This is a genomic window from Leptospira ilyithenensis, assembly GCF_004771005.1.
In the GTDB taxonomy this organism is placed as follows: domain Bacteria; phylum Spirochaetota; class Leptospiria; order Leptospirales; family Leptospiraceae; genus Leptospira_A; species Leptospira_A ilyithenensis.
The window spans coordinates 172,362-188,943 of the sequence record NZ_RQHV01000036.1; the positions used below are offsets into that span (position 1 = coordinate 172,362).

At 41.0% G+C, this 16,582-nt stretch carries 16 protein-coding genes; 12 read left to right on the plus strand and 4 right to left on the minus strand.

Annotated features, from left to right (window positions below; all coding sequences use genetic code 11):
* The first annotated feature begins 1 nt into the window (after position 1).
* From EHS11_RS05560 to EHS11_RS05600, 10 genes are all read left to right on the plus strand, one after another.
* Positions 2–1,348: a MiaB/RimO family radical SAM methylthiotransferase gene (locus EHS11_RS05560; RefSeq protein WP_135763415.1), complete on the plus strand. Its 1,347-nt coding sequence runs from the start codon at positions 2–4 to the stop codon at positions 1,346–1,348.
* Positions 1,348–2,094: a CDP-diacylglycerol--glycerol-3-phosphate 3-phosphatidyltransferase gene (gene pgsA, locus EHS11_RS05565; protein ID WP_135763416.1), complete on the plus strand. Its 747-nt coding sequence runs from the start codon at positions 1,348–1,350 to the stop codon at positions 2,092–2,094. Before EHS11_RS05560 ends, pgsA begins: the two co-directional genes overlap by 1 nt.
* Positions 2,075–3,121 carry an anthranilate phosphoribosyltransferase gene (gene trpD / locus EHS11_RS05570; protein ID WP_135763417.1) on the plus strand — a complete coding sequence of 349 codons (1,047 nt, stop codon included), beginning with the start codon at positions 2,075–2,077 and terminating at the stop codon, positions 3,119–3,121. The genes pgsA and trpD overlap by 20 nt, the downstream gene beginning before the upstream one ends.
* Positions 3,122–3,127: 6 nt before the next feature.
* Positions 3,128–3,457: a preprotein translocase subunit YajC gene (yajC, locus tag EHS11_RS05575; protein ID WP_135763418.1), complete on the plus strand. Its 330-nt coding sequence runs from the start codon at positions 3,128–3,130 to the stop codon at positions 3,455–3,457.
* Positions 3,458–3,460: 3 nt separating this feature from the next.
* Entirely contained in the window at positions 3,461–4,111 is a 651-nt protein-coding gene (locus EHS11_RS05580) for an SRP-less Sec system protein (RefSeq protein ID WP_135763419.1), read from the plus strand.
* Positions 4,112–4,133: 22 nt separating this feature from the next.
* Complete coding sequence (gene secD, locus EHS11_RS05585) at positions 4,134–6,068, plus strand: protein translocase subunit SecD (protein WP_135763420.1); 1,935 nt, start codon at positions 4,134–4,136, stop codon at positions 6,066–6,068.
* Positions 6,061–7,002, plus strand: coding sequence for a protein translocase subunit SecF (gene secF, locus EHS11_RS05590; protein ID WP_135763421.1), 942 nt, complete (start codon positions 6,061–6,063; stop codon positions 7,000–7,002). The genes secD and secF overlap by 8 nt, the downstream gene beginning before the upstream one ends.
* A 54-nt stretch (positions 7,003–7,056) precedes the next feature.
* Positions 7,057–8,316: a bifunctional diaminohydroxyphosphoribosylaminopyrimidine deaminase/5-amino-6-(5-phosphoribosylamino)uracil reductase RibD gene (locus EHS11_RS05595; RefSeq protein WP_167884360.1), complete on the plus strand. Its 1,260-nt coding sequence runs from the start codon at positions 7,057–7,059 to the stop codon at positions 8,314–8,316.
* Between the two features lie 101 nt (positions 8,317–8,417).
* A complete protein-coding gene (locus EHS11_RS19785) occupies positions 8,418–8,561 on the plus strand; it encodes a hypothetical protein (protein WP_167884361.1) in 144 nt (47 codons plus the stop codon).
* Between the two features lie 33 nt (positions 8,562–8,594).
* Entirely contained in the window at positions 8,595–9,206 is a 612-nt protein-coding gene (locus EHS11_RS05600) for a riboflavin synthase (RefSeq protein WP_135763423.1), read from the plus strand.
* On the opposite strand, the gene EHS11_RS05605 is transcribed toward EHS11_RS05600, so the two are convergent.
* Entirely contained in the window at positions 9,189–9,566 is a 378-nt protein-coding gene (locus EHS11_RS05605; protein ID WP_135763424.1) for an STAS domain-containing protein, read from the minus strand. The two genes, EHS11_RS05600 and EHS11_RS05605, sit on opposite strands and share 18 nt — an antisense overlap.
* 119 nt (positions 9,567–9,685) lie before the next feature.
* Between EHS11_RS05605 and EHS11_RS05610 the strand changes: the two genes are divergently transcribed.
* Entirely contained in the window at positions 9,686–10,894 is a 1,209-nt protein-coding gene (locus EHS11_RS05610) for a bifunctional 3,4-dihydroxy-2-butanone-4-phosphate synthase/GTP cyclohydrolase II (RefSeq protein WP_135763425.1), read from the plus strand.
* Positions 10,895–10,897: 3 nt separating this feature from the next.
* Here EHS11_RS05610 and pdxH read toward each other — a convergent pair whose 3' ends face one another.
* The 3 genes from pdxH to EHS11_RS05625 are packed head-to-tail and all read right to left on the minus strand — an operon-like array spanning position 10,898 to position 13,477.
* Positions 10,898–11,545 (minus strand): pyridoxamine 5'-phosphate oxidase, encoded by a 648-nt coding sequence (gene pdxH, locus EHS11_RS05615; RefSeq protein ID WP_425460544.1) that lies wholly within the window; start codon positions 11,543–11,545, stop codon positions 10,898–10,900.
* Positions 11,532–12,362, minus strand: coding sequence for a prepilin peptidase (locus EHS11_RS05620; protein ID WP_135763426.1), 831 nt, complete (start codon positions 12,360–12,362; stop codon positions 11,532–11,534). The genes pdxH and EHS11_RS05620 overlap by 14 nt, the downstream gene beginning before the upstream one ends.
* Positions 12,363–12,370: 8 nt before the next feature.
* Positions 12,371–13,477, minus strand: a complete 1,107-nt coding sequence (locus tag EHS11_RS05625; RefSeq protein ID WP_425460545.1) for a pyridoxal phosphate-dependent aminotransferase — start codon at positions 13,475–13,477, stop codon at positions 12,371–12,373.
* Between the two features lie 84 nt (positions 13,478–13,561).
* Between EHS11_RS05625 and EHS11_RS05630 the strand changes: the two genes are divergently transcribed.
* Positions 13,562–16,579, plus strand: a complete 3,018-nt coding sequence (locus EHS11_RS05630) for an AAA family ATPase (protein ID WP_135763427.1) — start codon at positions 13,562–13,564, stop codon at positions 16,577–16,579.
* The last annotated feature ends 3 nt before the right edge of the window (positions 16,580–16,582 follow it).

Below are 16,582 nucleotides of genomic sequence, written 5' to 3' on the forward strand. Positions count from 1 at the left end.
AATGCCGAAAATCAAGGAAAAGGAAGAGATTCTCCCTAAGTCGTTTTATATTACGACTCTGGGATGTCCGAAAAACACCGTAGACTCCATGAGCATGCACCAGTCTCTTTTGAAAGAGGGACTGCTTCCTGCAAACGATCCTGAGGCGAGTGATTTTCACCTGATCAATACTTGTACTTTTATCCAAGACGCAACGAAGGAAACCATTCAAACGATACTTGATTCCATCGATTTGAAAAAAAAAAATAAACAAAAACTGGTAGTAGTCGGATGTTTTGCCGAACGTGCAGGCAAAGAAATCTCCGACGATTTGCCGGAAGTGGATCTTCATTTCGGAACAGGTAAATACGATCAAGCCGGAGATATTCTTAAAAAGACCTTCCCGCTTGATTTCAAAGAGATCAAAGAATTCAATGAAGATATTCTGGAAAGACTCACTCTTTCCAATTCCATTGAAAATTATTCCAAACCGTATTCTTATGTAAAAATTTCCGACGGATGCAATCGTGGTTGCCATTTTTGCATCATTCCGAATCTGCGAGGCAAGTTCCGGGATTCTTCCGAAGAATCAGTGTTAAGCGACACGCGTCGGGCAGTTGCTGCCGGAGCCAAGGAAATTGCACTTGTTTCCCAAGACACAGTATTCTATGGAAAAGATACGGACAAGCTACTCCAATTGATCGAGTCCGTTTCCGAAGTGGAAGGACTTCAGATTTTAAGATTGTTATACCTCTATCCAGATAAAAAAATGGAAAGACTTTTGGATCTTTACGGCAAAATCGATAAGATCGCACCTTACCTGGAATCTCCCCTTCAGCATGTATCCAAATCCGTTTTGAAATCCATGAACCGGACCGGAGAATATTCCTATTTCAAATCTTTGTTTGAAAAAGCAAGATCGGTGAAACCCGGACTTGAGATCCGCACTTCTTTTATCTTGGGTTTTCCGGGAGAAACTACGGCTGACGTGGATGAAATCATCCGATTCATTCAAGATGTAAAACCGGAGAAAGTAAATTTATTTCCTTATTCTCCCCAGGAAGGAACCAAAGGTTTCGATTTGGAAGGCAAACTCAAAGACAAAGAAATTTCCAAACGGGTGAATTTGGTCAGAGATGTTTATCTGGAAGTTTTAAAAGACACTCATCAGTCCAGGATTGGCAAAATTTATCCGGCGATTGTCGATGAAGTTACGGAAGAGGGAGCAATTGTTCGCAGATTTCAAGATGCACCTGAGATTGACGAAGTTGTTTTTGTAGAAGATCGAAATTTACGAGTCGGCCAAATCGGAAATGTGAAAGTAGAATCCTTTTTCGAATTGGATATGGCAGGTTCTTGGATAGCTTGATGGAAGACTGGAAAACAATAGCAAATATACCGAATTTACTTACCGTACTCAGAGTCCTCGCGCTTCCTTTTTTTATTTTTGCGCTCTTTCAAAAGGAAATCAATTATCAGATTTTCGCTTTTGTTCTGTTTGCATTGGCATCTATCACTGATTTGGTGGACGGGTACTTGGCGCGCAAATGGAATCAGCAAACCGAGTTTGGAAAATTTTTAGATCCGCTTGCTGACAAGTTTTTGGTGATCGGTTGTTTCGTTACGTTTTTATTCATCCATGAACCGATTGAAGTCTGGATGGTTGTACTGATCATCGGCCGGGATATGCTGATTACTTTTTTGCGTTATATTGCAGTGCGTTCAGGATCTTCTTTGCGAACCACAATGATGGGAAAAGTAAAAACCGCATTTCAAATGGGAGCGATTCTGATCATTCTAGTTATCTTTATGCTGATCTCCGGCAAAAGAAGAGCGATGATCAATGATATGTATTCGTTAGGCAGAACTGCCGGACTTAGCACTTTTGAAATCGCTTCTGCCAATGCGCACGGATTCGTGGATCTTATCAGTTCTGAAAAAGAAAAAGAAAGCTCCGAGATTTTCACATCCATCGCCTCTTTCGTTCCTTACTTCGGAATGTTATTCACTACGATCATTACTGTGATTTCAGGGCTTCGTTATATTTTTACCAATTACAAGTTGCTTGGTTTTTCCAATTTGAGAAGGGTTTTTTATGACAGAATTAAATCTTAGGGAAATTTTAAACAAAACCATTTCGAAAGCTCATTTAACAAAAGAAGAATCAAAATTCTTCCTGAATGAAGTAATGAATGGCAAAGTTTCCGAGATTTTACTCGCTTCCTTTCTCACCGCATTGAAACAAAAAGGAGAAACCTTAGAAGAGTTAGTCGGTTTTGTTTCCGCAATGCGGGAAAATGCGGAAAAACCTTCCTCAGAGTTCGATTTTGATTTTATAGATACTTGTGGAACGGGGGGAGACGGGAGAGGATCTTTCAATATCTCCACTCTTTCCGCATTCACTTTGGCAACTCTCGGCGCCAAGGTAGCAAAACATGGAAACAGATCCGTTTCTTCTCTTTCCGGTTCCTCCGATATTTTGCAGTCCGTAGGATACAATTTCGAAAAACCGAAAGAAGAGTTGGAGGCGGAATTCGCCCGGACCGGCTTTGTATTTTTATTTGCCCCTGCTTGGCATCCTTCCATGAAGTATGCGGGTCCTGTGAGAAAAGAGCTAGGCTTTCGCACTTTTTTCAATCTGATTGGGCCTCTTTCCAACCCGTTCCGGCCTGCATTCCAGGTTGTCGGGGTCTATGACAAAGCTTTACTTACCGTTGTCTCGGGGATTCTTAAGGAACTGGGGAGCAAACGATCCATTGTCTGCCACTCAGAAGACGGACTGGACGAATTTTCCATTTTTGCGCCGACCGATTATTGTTATTTTGACGGGGAAACCATCCAAAGTTTGCGTTTTGACCCAAAATCCCTTCCTTTGAAAAAACAGATTGAACCGGGGGAAGTCTTTGCTAATTCTAAAGAAGATTCCTTTCGCCTTTTTTCGGAAGTTTTATCAGGAAAGGAAACTTCAGGAACCGATATGGTGGCTTTGAATGCCGGAGCAGGACTTTTTGTTTTGAACCGAGTAGGAAGTATAGAAGAAGGTTTCGGGCTCGCCAAGCAGTCGATTTTAGAGAAAAAAGTTCTCAAATTCACTCAGGAAACATTGAATTTAACCTTAGCTGTTTCATCTTTGGACAAATAGATAATTATGTATACAATCCAATTACTCGCATCCTCATTTTTCTTCTTCGCGCAAGACGCAGGAGCAGATAGTACAAAGTCTTCTTTTCAAACACTTCTGATCATTCCGATCATGTTAGTTGCCATGTATTTTCTTGTGATTCTTCCCAATAAAAAGGAAGATAAAAAAAGAAAAGAAATGATCGCAAATTTGCAAAAAGGCGACACAGTAGTGACCAATAGCGGACTCCACGGAAAGATCGTGGAGTTCAAAGACAATAATGAAACAGTTGTTATTAGCATCAGCGCAAATACGAATGTTACATTTGAAACTTCCGCAATTCAAAAAAAGAAATAGTTAATGAAAAACTCCTTTGTCACAATCTTGCTAACATTTGCTATCGCATGGCAGATTATGGCACAGGACTCTCTAGATTTTTTGGATAAGGTAAACGACAAACCGAAGTCGGCTACTACCGTAAAACAGAAAGAAGAAGCGACCACCACTGTTACCAAAAAGGTTACAGACAAGGCTGTCGCTACTACCCCTACCAAGAAAAAAAGATCGAAGAAAAAAAATAGCAAAGCGGCTTCTCTAGCCACTGAAACAAATGCAAATTTAAATTCCAATCCTGTCCAAACCAATTCCACTCAGACAGCGGTAGTTCCTGTAAACCCGGAACCGAAAAATGTTTCCGAGCCTGCCCAGAAAGTAGAGGAAGAGGTTTCCGTATCAGGTCTCTGGATTGATCCGAAGATTTATGTGGAACCGGACGGACTCCCCGGTTTTGGCGGGGATGCTACCTTAGTCCGTTCTCCAAGCTCCAATGACAAATCATTGGGCAATTCCGGGTCGACAACTGTAAACAAACCATTGTTTAGTTTCTCCGAATTTTTTGATAAATACAAAAAAGCAATGTTGATTCTTGGTTTTATCATTCTATTTGCATTCTATAGATTGCGAATGGCAAGACCTAGCTCAAGTTCCAACAACCGCCCGTATAGAAGATAATTTTACTTTAGGAGCATATCGTTTGCGATCGTTTAGTTTACTATTAATCCCGGCTTTAATTTTAGCTGTTTCTTTTACCATTCTGTATCCGAATTTTGCAGACAGAACGTTAAACCTTTCTGTACAACCCGAAGTTTATAATTTGGATGAAGAAACCAAACAAAAAGTCGTTTCCGGTTTCTTTGAAAGATGGGAAAAAGATTATAATGCAAATGGAAAATGGCTGATAGAGCCGAACACCGGTTTGCCTTCCAAAGAAACTCCTATTTACAAAGTAAAAGGAAGATTCATTACTTCCGCAAAGATCAATCAGATCTCTCAGGAAAATCAGAAATTGATTTTAGAGTCCAAAAACAAATTGGAACCTACCATGATCGAAGAATTGATCCGGGGAGGAAAGTCGCTTTCCATTAAACTCGGGTTAGACTTGCAAGGTGGTATGCGGGTTGTTTTGAAAGGAGACTTTGAGGATTATAGCGCAAAACTCCGTGATATTTACGCGAAAGAAATTTCAGAATTAAAAATAACGATCTCGGATGTTGTCAAATCCGCAGAGGATAAGAAAAAAGCAACTTCCAGATTGGAAGAAATAGAATCCAATTTCGAACTCTCACCTATGCGCAAGTTAGTTGAGCTAGAGAAAGCGAAGATGATTATCGACAATCGTCTCACCAGCCAAAATTTAACCGAACCTCAAGTTCGGATTCAAAAAGAGCAAGATGCGATTGAAGTGTCTCTTCCCGGTGTAACAAACTCCGCTGCCATATTGGAAATACTTCAAAATACGGAAACCGTAGAATACCGAATTGAAGAACCGAATCCTTTTGTTTTCCGATCAAAAATCGAAGAAAGCGAAAGAAGATTTATGGATCTGAACCAACGGGAAGAAACCGATATTTTTAAATTCCAAGAGATTGTTAAAAACAAATTGGGCAAAAAAGTCCAAGACTCGTTTCTCGAATCCCTGGAAAAAAAATACAATATCCCTCCTGAATATAAAATTTTCGCATATTGGGCTCGCGGGTCTGCTGCAAAATCGGCACTTTTGCCCAGAAGTTTTTCCGTTTTGGAAAGAAAGATTGCTCTTTCCGGAAACGATATGACCAATGCGCAACCTGCCTTTAATTCGAATAGTTACGGTTGGATGGTGAGTTTTACCCTCACTCCCAATGGTGCGGAAAAGTTTTTTGATCTGACTTCAGAAAATCGCGGACGGAATTTAGCAATTGTTTGGGGAGATAAGGTAGTATCCAACCCTGTTATCAATGATCCGATTGCAGGGGGACGTGCCGAAATCTCCGGCTCTTTCACACAAGAAGAAGCAATTCGTCTTGCCAATGTGATTTCGGAAGGAGCATTGCCGATCCCGCTTTCGGTTCTTGAAATGAGATTCATCGGACCGACTCTCGGAATAGAGTCGATTGAAGTGGGGATTCGTGCGGTCATCATCGGTTTCATTCTGGTGATGTTATACATGATCATCTATTATCGATTAGGTGGATTTGTTGCCGATATATCACTACTTGCAAACGTAATCATTCTCGCTGCCCTTTTATCCTTAATGGATTTTACTCTTACTTTACCAGGTTTTGCGGGCTTGATCTTAACGATGGGTATGGCGGTTGATGCAAACGTACTTATTTACGAAAGGATTCGGGAAGAAATCGAATCAGGCAATGCATTGCCGATCGCAGTCACTGCCGGTTTTCAGAACGCGTTCTGGACCATCATGGACGCAAACATTACCACTCTCATCGCAGGTATTCTGATGATCCGTTTGGGCAATGGTCCGATCAAAGGTTTTGCTATTACATTATGTTGGGGAATTATAACTACATTGTTTACTTCATTGTTTTTATCCAGATTGTTTGTTGAACTTTTGGTGAACCGAGTAGGAGTTCGCCATTTAAACCTAAGACCTTTCTTTTTTGGAAAGAAGGCGGTATCAAATGTTTAAGTTTGATTTTATCAAATACAAAGCGATTTCGATTACTTTATCTACGATTCTGATCATTGCAGGATTTGCTGTCACCTTTGGAAAATATGACGGGTTTGCACATTCTCTTGATTTTGACGGAGGACTTCGTTCCGTGATTGAACTCCCCATAGGGAAAGGTCGCTCGGATTTGGAATCGTTTTTTAAAAAGACAGAGATTGAAGCTGTGATCATCCTTTTGGAAAAAGATAAAAATATCTACCAAATGGATATTGGTTTGGGATCCACTCCTCAAATCGACCAGTTGTACAACCAAATCCCTGAGAATGAAAGAGAGCTAAAAACTTCTTCAATTGATAAATTTGTAACTATTTTGCAAAGAGAGTTCCAGGTCCCTAAAGAAAAAATTCTATCGGCTGACCAAGTGGGTGCTGTAGTCGGGAGCGAGTTGACTTCGACTGGGATTACACTTTTGGGAACCACTCTTTTGATTATTCTGTTATACTTGAGTTATAGGTCTCAGTTCAAGTTTGCATTGGCTTCGGCACTTGCACTCATTCACGATATACTCTTTACTTTGGCGATGATCGGGTTTTTCCAAATGAAACCGAGTGTTCCTATGATTGCCGCATTACTTACGTTACTTGGTTATTCCATCAATGACAAGATCGTAGTATTCGATAGGATCAGAGAAAATTCGCATGGCAAAGACAATCTGGCGCTTTCGAATGTAATTAATATTTCCATCGGACAAACTCTCGGAAGAACGATCAATACATCCCTAACAACGCTGATTTCCGTCGTTGCTATCATCATCGGTGGCGCGGTCGAATTGTATGATTTTGCTTTCATTCTGATTTTCGGTGTGGTCGTCGGAACATATTCTTCGATTTTTATTGCTGCTCCTATTTCGGAAATTTACGATCAGTTTAGAAGGAAACGTAAGTTAGCGTAAACGTGGGTGTTTTCGGAACTTCCCCCATCTGATAAAAAAAGAATTTTAAATGAATTGAGAAGACTTTCCTTTTCGGCGATGGGATTGTCTTCTCCCAATCCGCCTGTTGCGGCCTTGATCTTAGATGATTCGGGTCGCATTCTTGCTTCCGGGCACACTCAAATTTCAGGCGGTTTTCATGCAGAAAGAGCCGCTTATACAAATTGGAAAGAAACTCTTTCGAGGGAATCTCTAGAGCAAAAAAATATATCCCATTCGCTCGTTGTCAGTTTGGAGCCTTGTACCCATTTCGGCAAAACTCCGCCTTGCAGAGATTTGATTCTCAGTGAAAAACCGAAGGAACTGGTAATCGGATTTAAAGATCCTAATCCTCTTGTTGCTTCCGGAGACTGGGGCAGGTACAAAGAGCAAGGAATTGTAACGAGACTTGCTCCCGAAGTCGCAAAATATTCTTTTCCATATCTCTTCGGTTTTTTTACCAGAATGAAAAAGGAAAAACCATGGATTTGGATCAAATCGGCTGTCACAAAACAAGGGTTTTATGCATCTGAGGCTGAGGAAAGAGTTCAAATTACAAGCGAGTCTTCAGATTATTATTTGCAGATGCTTCGGGGAAAGTTCGATGCAATTGTGGTCGGACCGAAAACGGTCAGTACCGACGAACCGTCGCTTAATTTTCGTTTAACGGAAGAATCTTTTCGGAAAAGGGGAGATGTTACAAAACTTTTTGTTTCGGATAATGAAAAATTCTTTTTTTCTCCGGGAAAGGAGTTTTTGGAAAATCTGTTAACGGAAACAAACGAAAAAGAAAGATATGATTTTCATATTGGTCAAATTCAATCATTTCAACCATACCGTATATTCATGTTAGGTGAAAGTCAGGTTTTATCGAAAACATTTGTTGAAAAACAATCGGATCTAAATTTACAAATGGGAAAAAGGGGCTGCATCTTTTATCGGATCCTTGCAAAAAATTCGAAGAAATCGGATATGAAATCAAAAGAAGATTCAAAACTTCTGGAACTTTCCGATTTTCCTATCGACAGTTTCTATTCTGATGAAGGCGGACTATTTCTTCAATCTCTTGCAAAAAGAGAAATCGGAACAACCATTTTGGAAGTCGGGTCTTTTTTATATGAATTTGTAAAGGATCATTTGGAAGAAGAGGATTGTATTTTGACAGTAGAGGGAAATTCGAATGTTACTATTTCCGATGGGAAAAAATTTGCAGGATTTTCCGAGGGGGAGTTGGTTTCCGGGTTCCAAGTGGGTGAAGATCGTTGGAATTTGCACTGTTTGTCCAAGCGGGTTTAATAAGCTTTGAAGGTATGAGTTTCACAAACGGCAAAAAGGCGAAATTTTGTTCGTTTTTTTTGGTAGTTTGGAAAAAGAATTTGTGAGAAAATAGGAGAAATATGGTAGAGGAAAGCCATTGGGTGGCTTTGTGGTTAACCCCACCCCTTCTTCACGCCAATAGAAGCGAAGAAGTATTCGAAGAATCATCAGCAAAGCTGATCTCGGGCGGGGATTTTAGTACCATCACCCAATCCATCCCTTGACGAATTTCCTCCTCTCTTTAATCTGGAAGTAAGATGTTTACAGGGATCATTGAAACCAAAGGCAAAATAGTAAAGGCGAGTCCTATCAATTCGGGGATTGAATTTCAAATCCAAACTGAGTGGGACAAACCTGACCTTTCCGTCGGAGACTCCGTTGCTATCAACGGCGCTTGCATGACTGTTACTACGTTTCAAGAGAAGGGGAATATTTTTTCATTCTACACTTCTTATAAATCCCTGGAACTGACCAACTTATCCAAGTTACATGTCGGAGGATCGGTGAATCTGGAAAGAGCCATGTCGGCAGGACAAAGATTTGGTGGTCATATGGTTCAGGGTCATGTGGACGGAGTAGGAAAGATTCATAGCCGAAAGACAATCGAGTCCGATTCTGTTGAAGAGTTTTGGGTGGAATGTCCCGAGTCCTTAATCAGATACTTGGTAAAAAAGGGAAGCATTACCGTAGACGGAGTAAGCCTCACAATCGTTGAAGTTGAGAACCGATTGTTTCAATTGATTTTGATTCCGGAAACACTTCGCAAAACAAACGCTATGTCTTGGGAGGTCGGAAAAATCGTAAACTTGGAGGTGGATGTTCTTGCAAAGTATATTGAAAATTTTATGGAATTAAGATTTTCGAAGTAAGTCGTTTATGTCCGCGTCATCGTCTCCTTCCCCATACTTAGTTTGAAAATCACCCAAACTTAAGATTTCAAAAAACATATCTAATTTTGCTAATTTAAATACGTTCTGAATCATCGGTTTCATTCCAATCAGGATGAGTTTGCCTTTTTTGTTTTTCAGATTGTTCAGACTCTTGATAAGAGAACCGATACCGGAGGAATCAATATAATCAAGTCGGCTCATCTCTATCGCAACTATGCTAGGATTCGCTTCGGTTACCTTGGAAAAAATGGATTCAAATTCTTCGGTGGACTCGATATCAAATTTCCCTGAAATTTCTATCGTCTTCACCTTGCCGGATGTGTTTAACTTGAGCTCCATTGGCCCTCCTCAATTTGACAATCTTACGCTAAAACTGACATAAAAATCAATGAATTTCTTCTAGTTTCTACTTTTAATCGGAGGGCTTGGGTAAGTCTTAGTAAATAGAGGGCAAAAATATGATTCGGCCTATTGAAGAAGCAATCGAAGAAATCCGCCAAGGAAAAATGATCATCCTAGTCGATTCGGAAGATCGGGAAAACGAAGGTGACCTGGTCGTTGCTTCTGAATTTGCAACCAAAGAACAAATCAATTTTATGGCAACCTACGGCCGTGGCCTTATCTGTGTGCCAATGGAAGCGGAAAGATTGCGTCGTTTGGGCTTGGGGAAGATGGTCGATGATCATACCCTGGGAGACAAACACGGAACAGCATTTACCGTATCTGTGGATGCAAAACACGGAACTACTACAGGGATTTCCGCAGGAGATCGCGCCAAAACCGTAGAAGTTTTGTTAGATGAAAAAACGGAATCCTCCGATCTGGTCCGCCCGGGCCATCTATTTCCATTGCAGGCAGTCTCCGGAGGAGTCTTAAGAAGAGCGGGTCATACCGAAGCTGCTGTCGACCTATCCAAATTGGCAGGTCTGTATCCGAGCGGGGTGATCTGTGAAATCATGAATGATGACGGAACCATGGCCCGTCTTCCCGATTTGGAAAAATTCGCCGCTACTCATAAACTGAATATATATACAATCGAAGATCTGATTCGCTACCGCCGTAACCAGGAAAAGTTGATTCGAATGGAAGTGGAGGCAAACCTGCCGACGGAATACGGAGAATTTAAGATCCGTGCCTATTCAACCGAAATCGACGATAAAATTCACGTAGCTCTCATCAAGGGAGACATTGATTCGGAAACTCCGATACTTGTCAGAGTACATAGCGAGTGTTTGACGGGAGATATTTTCTCCTCTCAAAGGTGTGATTGCGGACCTCAATTGCATAGCGCACTTCGAATGATCGAAAAAGAAGGAAAAGGTATTTTGCTTTATATGCGCCAAGAGGGGCGAGGGATCGGAATCATCAATAAACTGAAAGCATATTCTTTGCAGGAAGGCGGTTTGGATACTGTCGAGGCAAACGCACAACTGGGTTTTGCTCCCGATTTACGCGATTACGGAATCGGTGCACAGATCTTACGGGATATCGGAGTGCAAAAAATGCGACTCATTACAAATAACCCACGTAAGATTGTAGGTTTGGAAGGATACAGTTTGCAAGTAGTCGAACGGATTCCGATTGAAATTGTTCCTGAGGCAAATAACGCGCATTATCTGGCGACAAAGAAATTGAAACTAGGGCACCTTCTCAACCTACACGGTTGAATTTTAAGGGGCGAGTCGGTCTTTTTGCCAACCTTCGCCCGTTAAGGTAAATTGGATTCGATCGTGTAGTCGCCCCTTTCTTCCCTGCCAGAATTCGATTCTATGGGGGGCGAGTCCGTAACCTCCCCATTCTTCCGGCGTAGGAACATCCTTACCTTCCAGTTCTTTTTCGTAACGTTCCAATTCCTTTTCCAGATAATTTCGATCGGGAACAACCGAGCTTTGTTTGGAAACGATTGCTCCTAATTGTGAGACTCTCGGACGTTTGGAAAAATAATCGATCGATTCTTTTCGGCTTACTTTTGTTATACTACCTTCGATTCGAACTTGTCTTTCCAGGTTTGCCCAAAAAAAAGTAAGTGCGGCTTTGGGATTTTCTTCCAGTTCTTTTCCTTTGCGGGAATCGTAATTGGTAAAAAATAAAAACTTATTTTCAGAGATGCCTTTCAGGAGCACGATTCTCCCCGATGGTTGGCCGTCTTTGCTCACTGTGGAGAGATGCATAACATTCGGTTCTTCCACATTTTCTTCTTCCGCAATGGAAAACCATTTTTGAAAAAATAAAATAGGATCGTTTCCCGTTTCTTCTTCACTTAATGTAAATTTTTCATAGGACTTGCGCATATCTTCCATGTGTTCATTCGGTTTCATCGACTGTAATTCCTTCTATTCCTAAATGAAAAAATAATATTTTGGATAAATATGTAAAGAAGAGTCCTATCGAAAAATAGACTCCCATCGGGATGGCTTTGCCCCGAAGAGACTCTCCTTTTTTACGGGAGAGTAAAGTAACAATCGTAGCAATCAAATAAGATGAGTTTAAAAACATCATCCACCAAGGATGACCGGATAAAAACGCGAAAACAGGTGCAAACAATACATCTCCAAATCCGATTCCCTTCCGGTAAACCAGATAGAGGGTGAGATAAAATCCTGCAAATCCCAGAAACACATATAAATCGGTGAACACGGGCCATTCTTCCGATAAAAAATAATTGCAAACAAGACCGAATGCCAGAATAAAAAAAAGATTCTCATAATCTAACGAGAAATAGTTGGCATCCGTATAGATACTGATCATTAAATGCCCCAGTAAAAACGGAAAAAAAACGGCAAATCCAAGAGAACCTGTCATTTGAAAAAAGATGACTACAACGATTCCAAAAAACAATTCGGATACCGGATAGATCCAGGAAAGTTTCGAATGACAGGATTTGCATTTTCCTTTTGTAAGAAAGAAACCTAAAATAGGAATGAGGTAGAGTGAGGAAACCGGAGTTTTACAATGGGGACAATGGCTTGGAATGATAAAAAGTTTTTTTAGTCTCTCGAGTCTCGTTCCTTGTTTTCTTTCTTTGCCGTAAAAATAAAGCAAAACCCTCTCGGCAGTAGTGATGTAAAAACTACCGAGAGCCGCGCCATAAACAAATTGAAGGATCGCAAAAACAATGTTAGTTTGGAGATCCATTTTACGGACTAGTTCGCAAGTTCTTTGGAAAGTTCTTGTAAAGCGGTCATCCCTCGTTTTAGGTTGTCCCATTCCGTAGCAAAAGAAAGGCGGACATGATCTTTGTTTTCGCAAAAGATAAAACCGGGAACAAGGATCAATTTCTTAGAGGTGATCGCAAGTTTTGTAAACTCTTCATCTTGGATCGGAACTTTTAGAAAATAGTAAAAAGCTCCTCCCGATTTTTCCAACGGATAAAAATCCTTAAGGCTTTCGTATACAAAATCCCTCTTTTCCCTATAGTCTTGGATATAGGAACTCATATCCGTTTTTAAAGCTTCGATCCCCGCCCATTGAGTGACGGAAGGTGCGCATACCACAGTGTATTGTTGCAATGTAGTCAGTGCTTTTATGACCTCCTCGGGGGCGAGGATGGTGGCAAGTCTGAGCCCGGTCATATTGTATGTTTTTGAAAATCCGGTCAGAGTGATCGTTTTATCATAATCTTTTCCGATCGAATAAAACTTTTTATCATAATCGAATAATTCGTAGATTTCATCCGAGATAAGATAAGCTCCGGTTTCTTCGGCTAAGTTTGCAAGCGCGGTCAATTGTTCTTTTGATAAAACTTTTCCTGTAGGATTGGACGGATTGGAAAAAATAATCAGTTTGATCTTTTTCTTTCGGAATGAATTCAGATCGTCAGTGCCGAAAGATTCTTTTACTGTCAGAACTTTTGCTCCGTAAAATTTCAGCATGGAAGGATACATTAAAAAATAAGGAGAAATCACCAAACATTCGTCATCTGGGTTGACGAGTGCGTTAAAAAGTAAAAACAGAGCGGAGGAAATTCCGGAAGTTACCAATATCCGATCGGGAGTAGCATATTTAATCCCGTTTTCCGAGAGAAATTTTCGGGCCATTGCTTCTTTCAATTCGGGAATCCCGCCGGTAAGGGTGTATGCCGTTTTGCCTTCGCGGGCGGCCTCAGCCATTGCATCGATAATGTTAGGCGGACAAGGGAAGTGAGGTTGTCCTATAGATAAGTTGATTGGGTTTTCTATGGTTCGGGCCAGCTCAAAAGCTTTTCTAATGGGCGAAGAGTCGATTCCATACATTCTAGATGCAAATTCCATACTATTTAAGTGAAAAATTCGGTGCCTTTCGGTCAATAGAATTTGGTTTACAGGGAGTTAAAACATCGAAATCGTGAAGCATATATGGAATTTGTTTCGATCGCATCTGTCAAAGTTCCCGTTTTACCGAATAAAACTTCGTTTCCCGTTTTTCCTTCTAGTTTAGTAGAAACAGATTCGGTTCAGTCTACCTTACAAAAGATCCTATACCCTATGTTGGAAGGGATTCCCGTTCTTCTCGTGGGAGACGCCGGGGTAGGGAAAAATGCTCTTATCTATTATATCAATTCCAGACGCAACCAACCAACTTTACGTTTCAGTTTCAACGAAGACACTCTTCCGGAAGATCTGATCGGCTCCTACCGAATCCTCCTGGATGGAAAAGGGTTTACCTGGTCGAACGGTCCTTTGACCAATGCTCTCGATTCCGGGCTAAGTTTTGTCGCTGATGAGATGAATCTTTGTGCTCCCAATATCATCAAACGGTTTTCTTCCGTTTATGAATCCAATTATTTGGATTTGCTCGAGGGAAGCGGAGAAAGGATTAAATCCAAAACAGGATTTTGGTTTATAGGAACTCAGAATCCGAGTGAAGGATTTGAAGGAAGAAAGCCTCTTCCTTTCGATATCACCAAACACTTCGCAGTTGTTTATGTGGATCCTTATTCTCCGGACGAGATGTTCTATATTTTGAAAAAACTTTATCCGGCTCTCGGAGAAGAAGTTCTGCAAAAAATCATCCGTGTCACGATCGAATCGGAAAATAGAATCAAACGGGGTGATATAGGAAAAGGGGATTTGGAAAAGTACCATTTCAACCTGCGAACCTTGCAAAAATACTGCAACCGACTTATGGCTTTCGGAAAAGAAGATAGAACTGTTGCCTTACGAGAGGCCCTCTATCTATTCCAAGAACTTTTTCGAAAAAACGAAGATCGTAGTTTACAAACGGAACTCATCGAATCCGAGTTTGGTGGCAAAATCAAATCCCGTTCGACAAAAGGATATGTTCAAAACGGAACCATATTCTGGAACGACAAAGAGATCAAAACCTGGGAAGAGAAAAAAACCATTTCGATTCTTTCCAAGTATCCGACCCCGGAACCCATCCTTGGATTTTTGGACCAGGTATTAACAGCCATTCAATGCAAGGAAAATATCCTGATAGAATTCAGAGAAGACCAGGATCCTCAGGAATTTTTACCTTTATTTACGGAACTCACAGGGATCGATATCGAATCGGTTATGTTGTCCAAAGGGATGCATACTTCCGATGTGGTGGGAGCACTCAAACCTACGAGAGACGGAAAGATCGAATCTGTAGATTGGGTGGACGGACCGCTCACTCGTGCGATTCGAAATGGAAAAATTATTCTTATTTCGGGACTTGAGTCTGCCGGAGCGGAACTTGTGGAAAAGATGAATATGTTAACGGACGATGCACGTTCTTTGACTCTTCCTCCCGAATCGGGAGAATCCATTCCGATCCAATTGAAGGAAACTTCCATAGTATTCGGGCTTAAAACTTACCGTCATTCCAAATCAGTTTCCACGATTTCCCGCGCATTCAGAAACCGTTTTACGCCTGTTATCTTTCCTGAATTGGAAGATGCAAAAGTTTTGGAAGAATTATTGAGCTTTTATCTTCCGGAAGGTGTATTGCCCAGAGCTTTAGCAAGTTTTCATACCAAGGCAAAGGAACTCGCAGAAAAACGTACGATCGGGTCAGCCAATTTACAACCATATCGGTTCGGGATTTCCAATTTGCTCAAATGGAAAAATCATATCTATCGCTATAATGAAAAAGATGTAAGGTCCGTCGCCTACCGAGGGGGAACGATCGCCTATACCAATCAAATCTCCGATCCTAAAGAGAGAAAAGAATTGGAGAGACTACTCGATGGTTATCTTTCCGGTGTGGAAGTCGTATCAGAACTCTTCGATGAAATCGAAGAGAAAAAAAAAACTTTTACAGTAGAGTCGAATCTAGATAAAAAAAAATGGTGGGATCCTGAGCTTCATGAAAGGGATCCACTTACCGGCGAAGCAAAAAAACTCAATTCGGGAAATGAACTGAAACGGGGGATTGAAATCAATACCCCTGAGACTGGTGGTCAGACCAAAGAAGGTGCTGATGCCTGGTATGGTTCTGAAACCCAAGGCAATAACGGACAAGGTGAGCCTGCTGGCGGCGGCGGCGGTTGGGGATACCGCACGGAAGAACTTTATAAACAATTCTTAAAGAAAAGAAGACTACTTTGGGATTATTCCATGATCATGGGTCTGGATGAATTCAAAAAAGTATTCGGCAAAGAATTGGAAGAGGTGGAGCTCAACTTAGAACAGTTGTTTGATCCTGAAATCGACATCCATCGTATGTATCGCAACGAAGGTTCGAGAGTAGATGCCCGCAAATACATTTCCTACAAAAGCGGTAAGGGAGATACGAAGATCTTTGATAAGACTACGATTGAAAAGAATGATGAAAAACTGAAAGGCGTAGAAGTTACCTTTCTTGTATCGAAGTGCAGAAGGATTTTCAATTTCGAGTATTCTGTTGCAATGCTTTCCGCGCTGCTTGTCAGCTTACATATATTAAATGAACATGATATTGCAACCAGTGTGAACACATTCTGCGATATCAAAAATTCCAAAGATACAATCGATATCTTTAATTCCAAAACTGCGGACGAAGATTATACTCCGGAGAAAGAACAGGAACTGTTCAATAGTTTCTGCAAAAATTGGCATGGAGATTCCATTCCGGAATACCAACTTCTTTCCAATTGCGAGAGGTTCTTTTCTCCCGATGCTCAAACCAAGATCGTTGTGATTTTGTCCGATTTTCGCGGGCAAAGGGCAAAAATGGATATTTCCGATGAAATCGGCTCTTTTGAGACCAGAAAACTGAAAGAAGCTGTACTAAAAAACCAGGAAAAAAATTATGTATTTTTAGGGGTAGGACTTGGTTCCAGATACATTGCTGAACATGTATTTTCTGACTCATTGCAAATAACAGGGGATAATTTTTTCTCCATGGCAAATTTGATTGGGGCGGAAATTGCCAGACTCATCCAAATCCATCATTCTCTAAGAACCTAAACC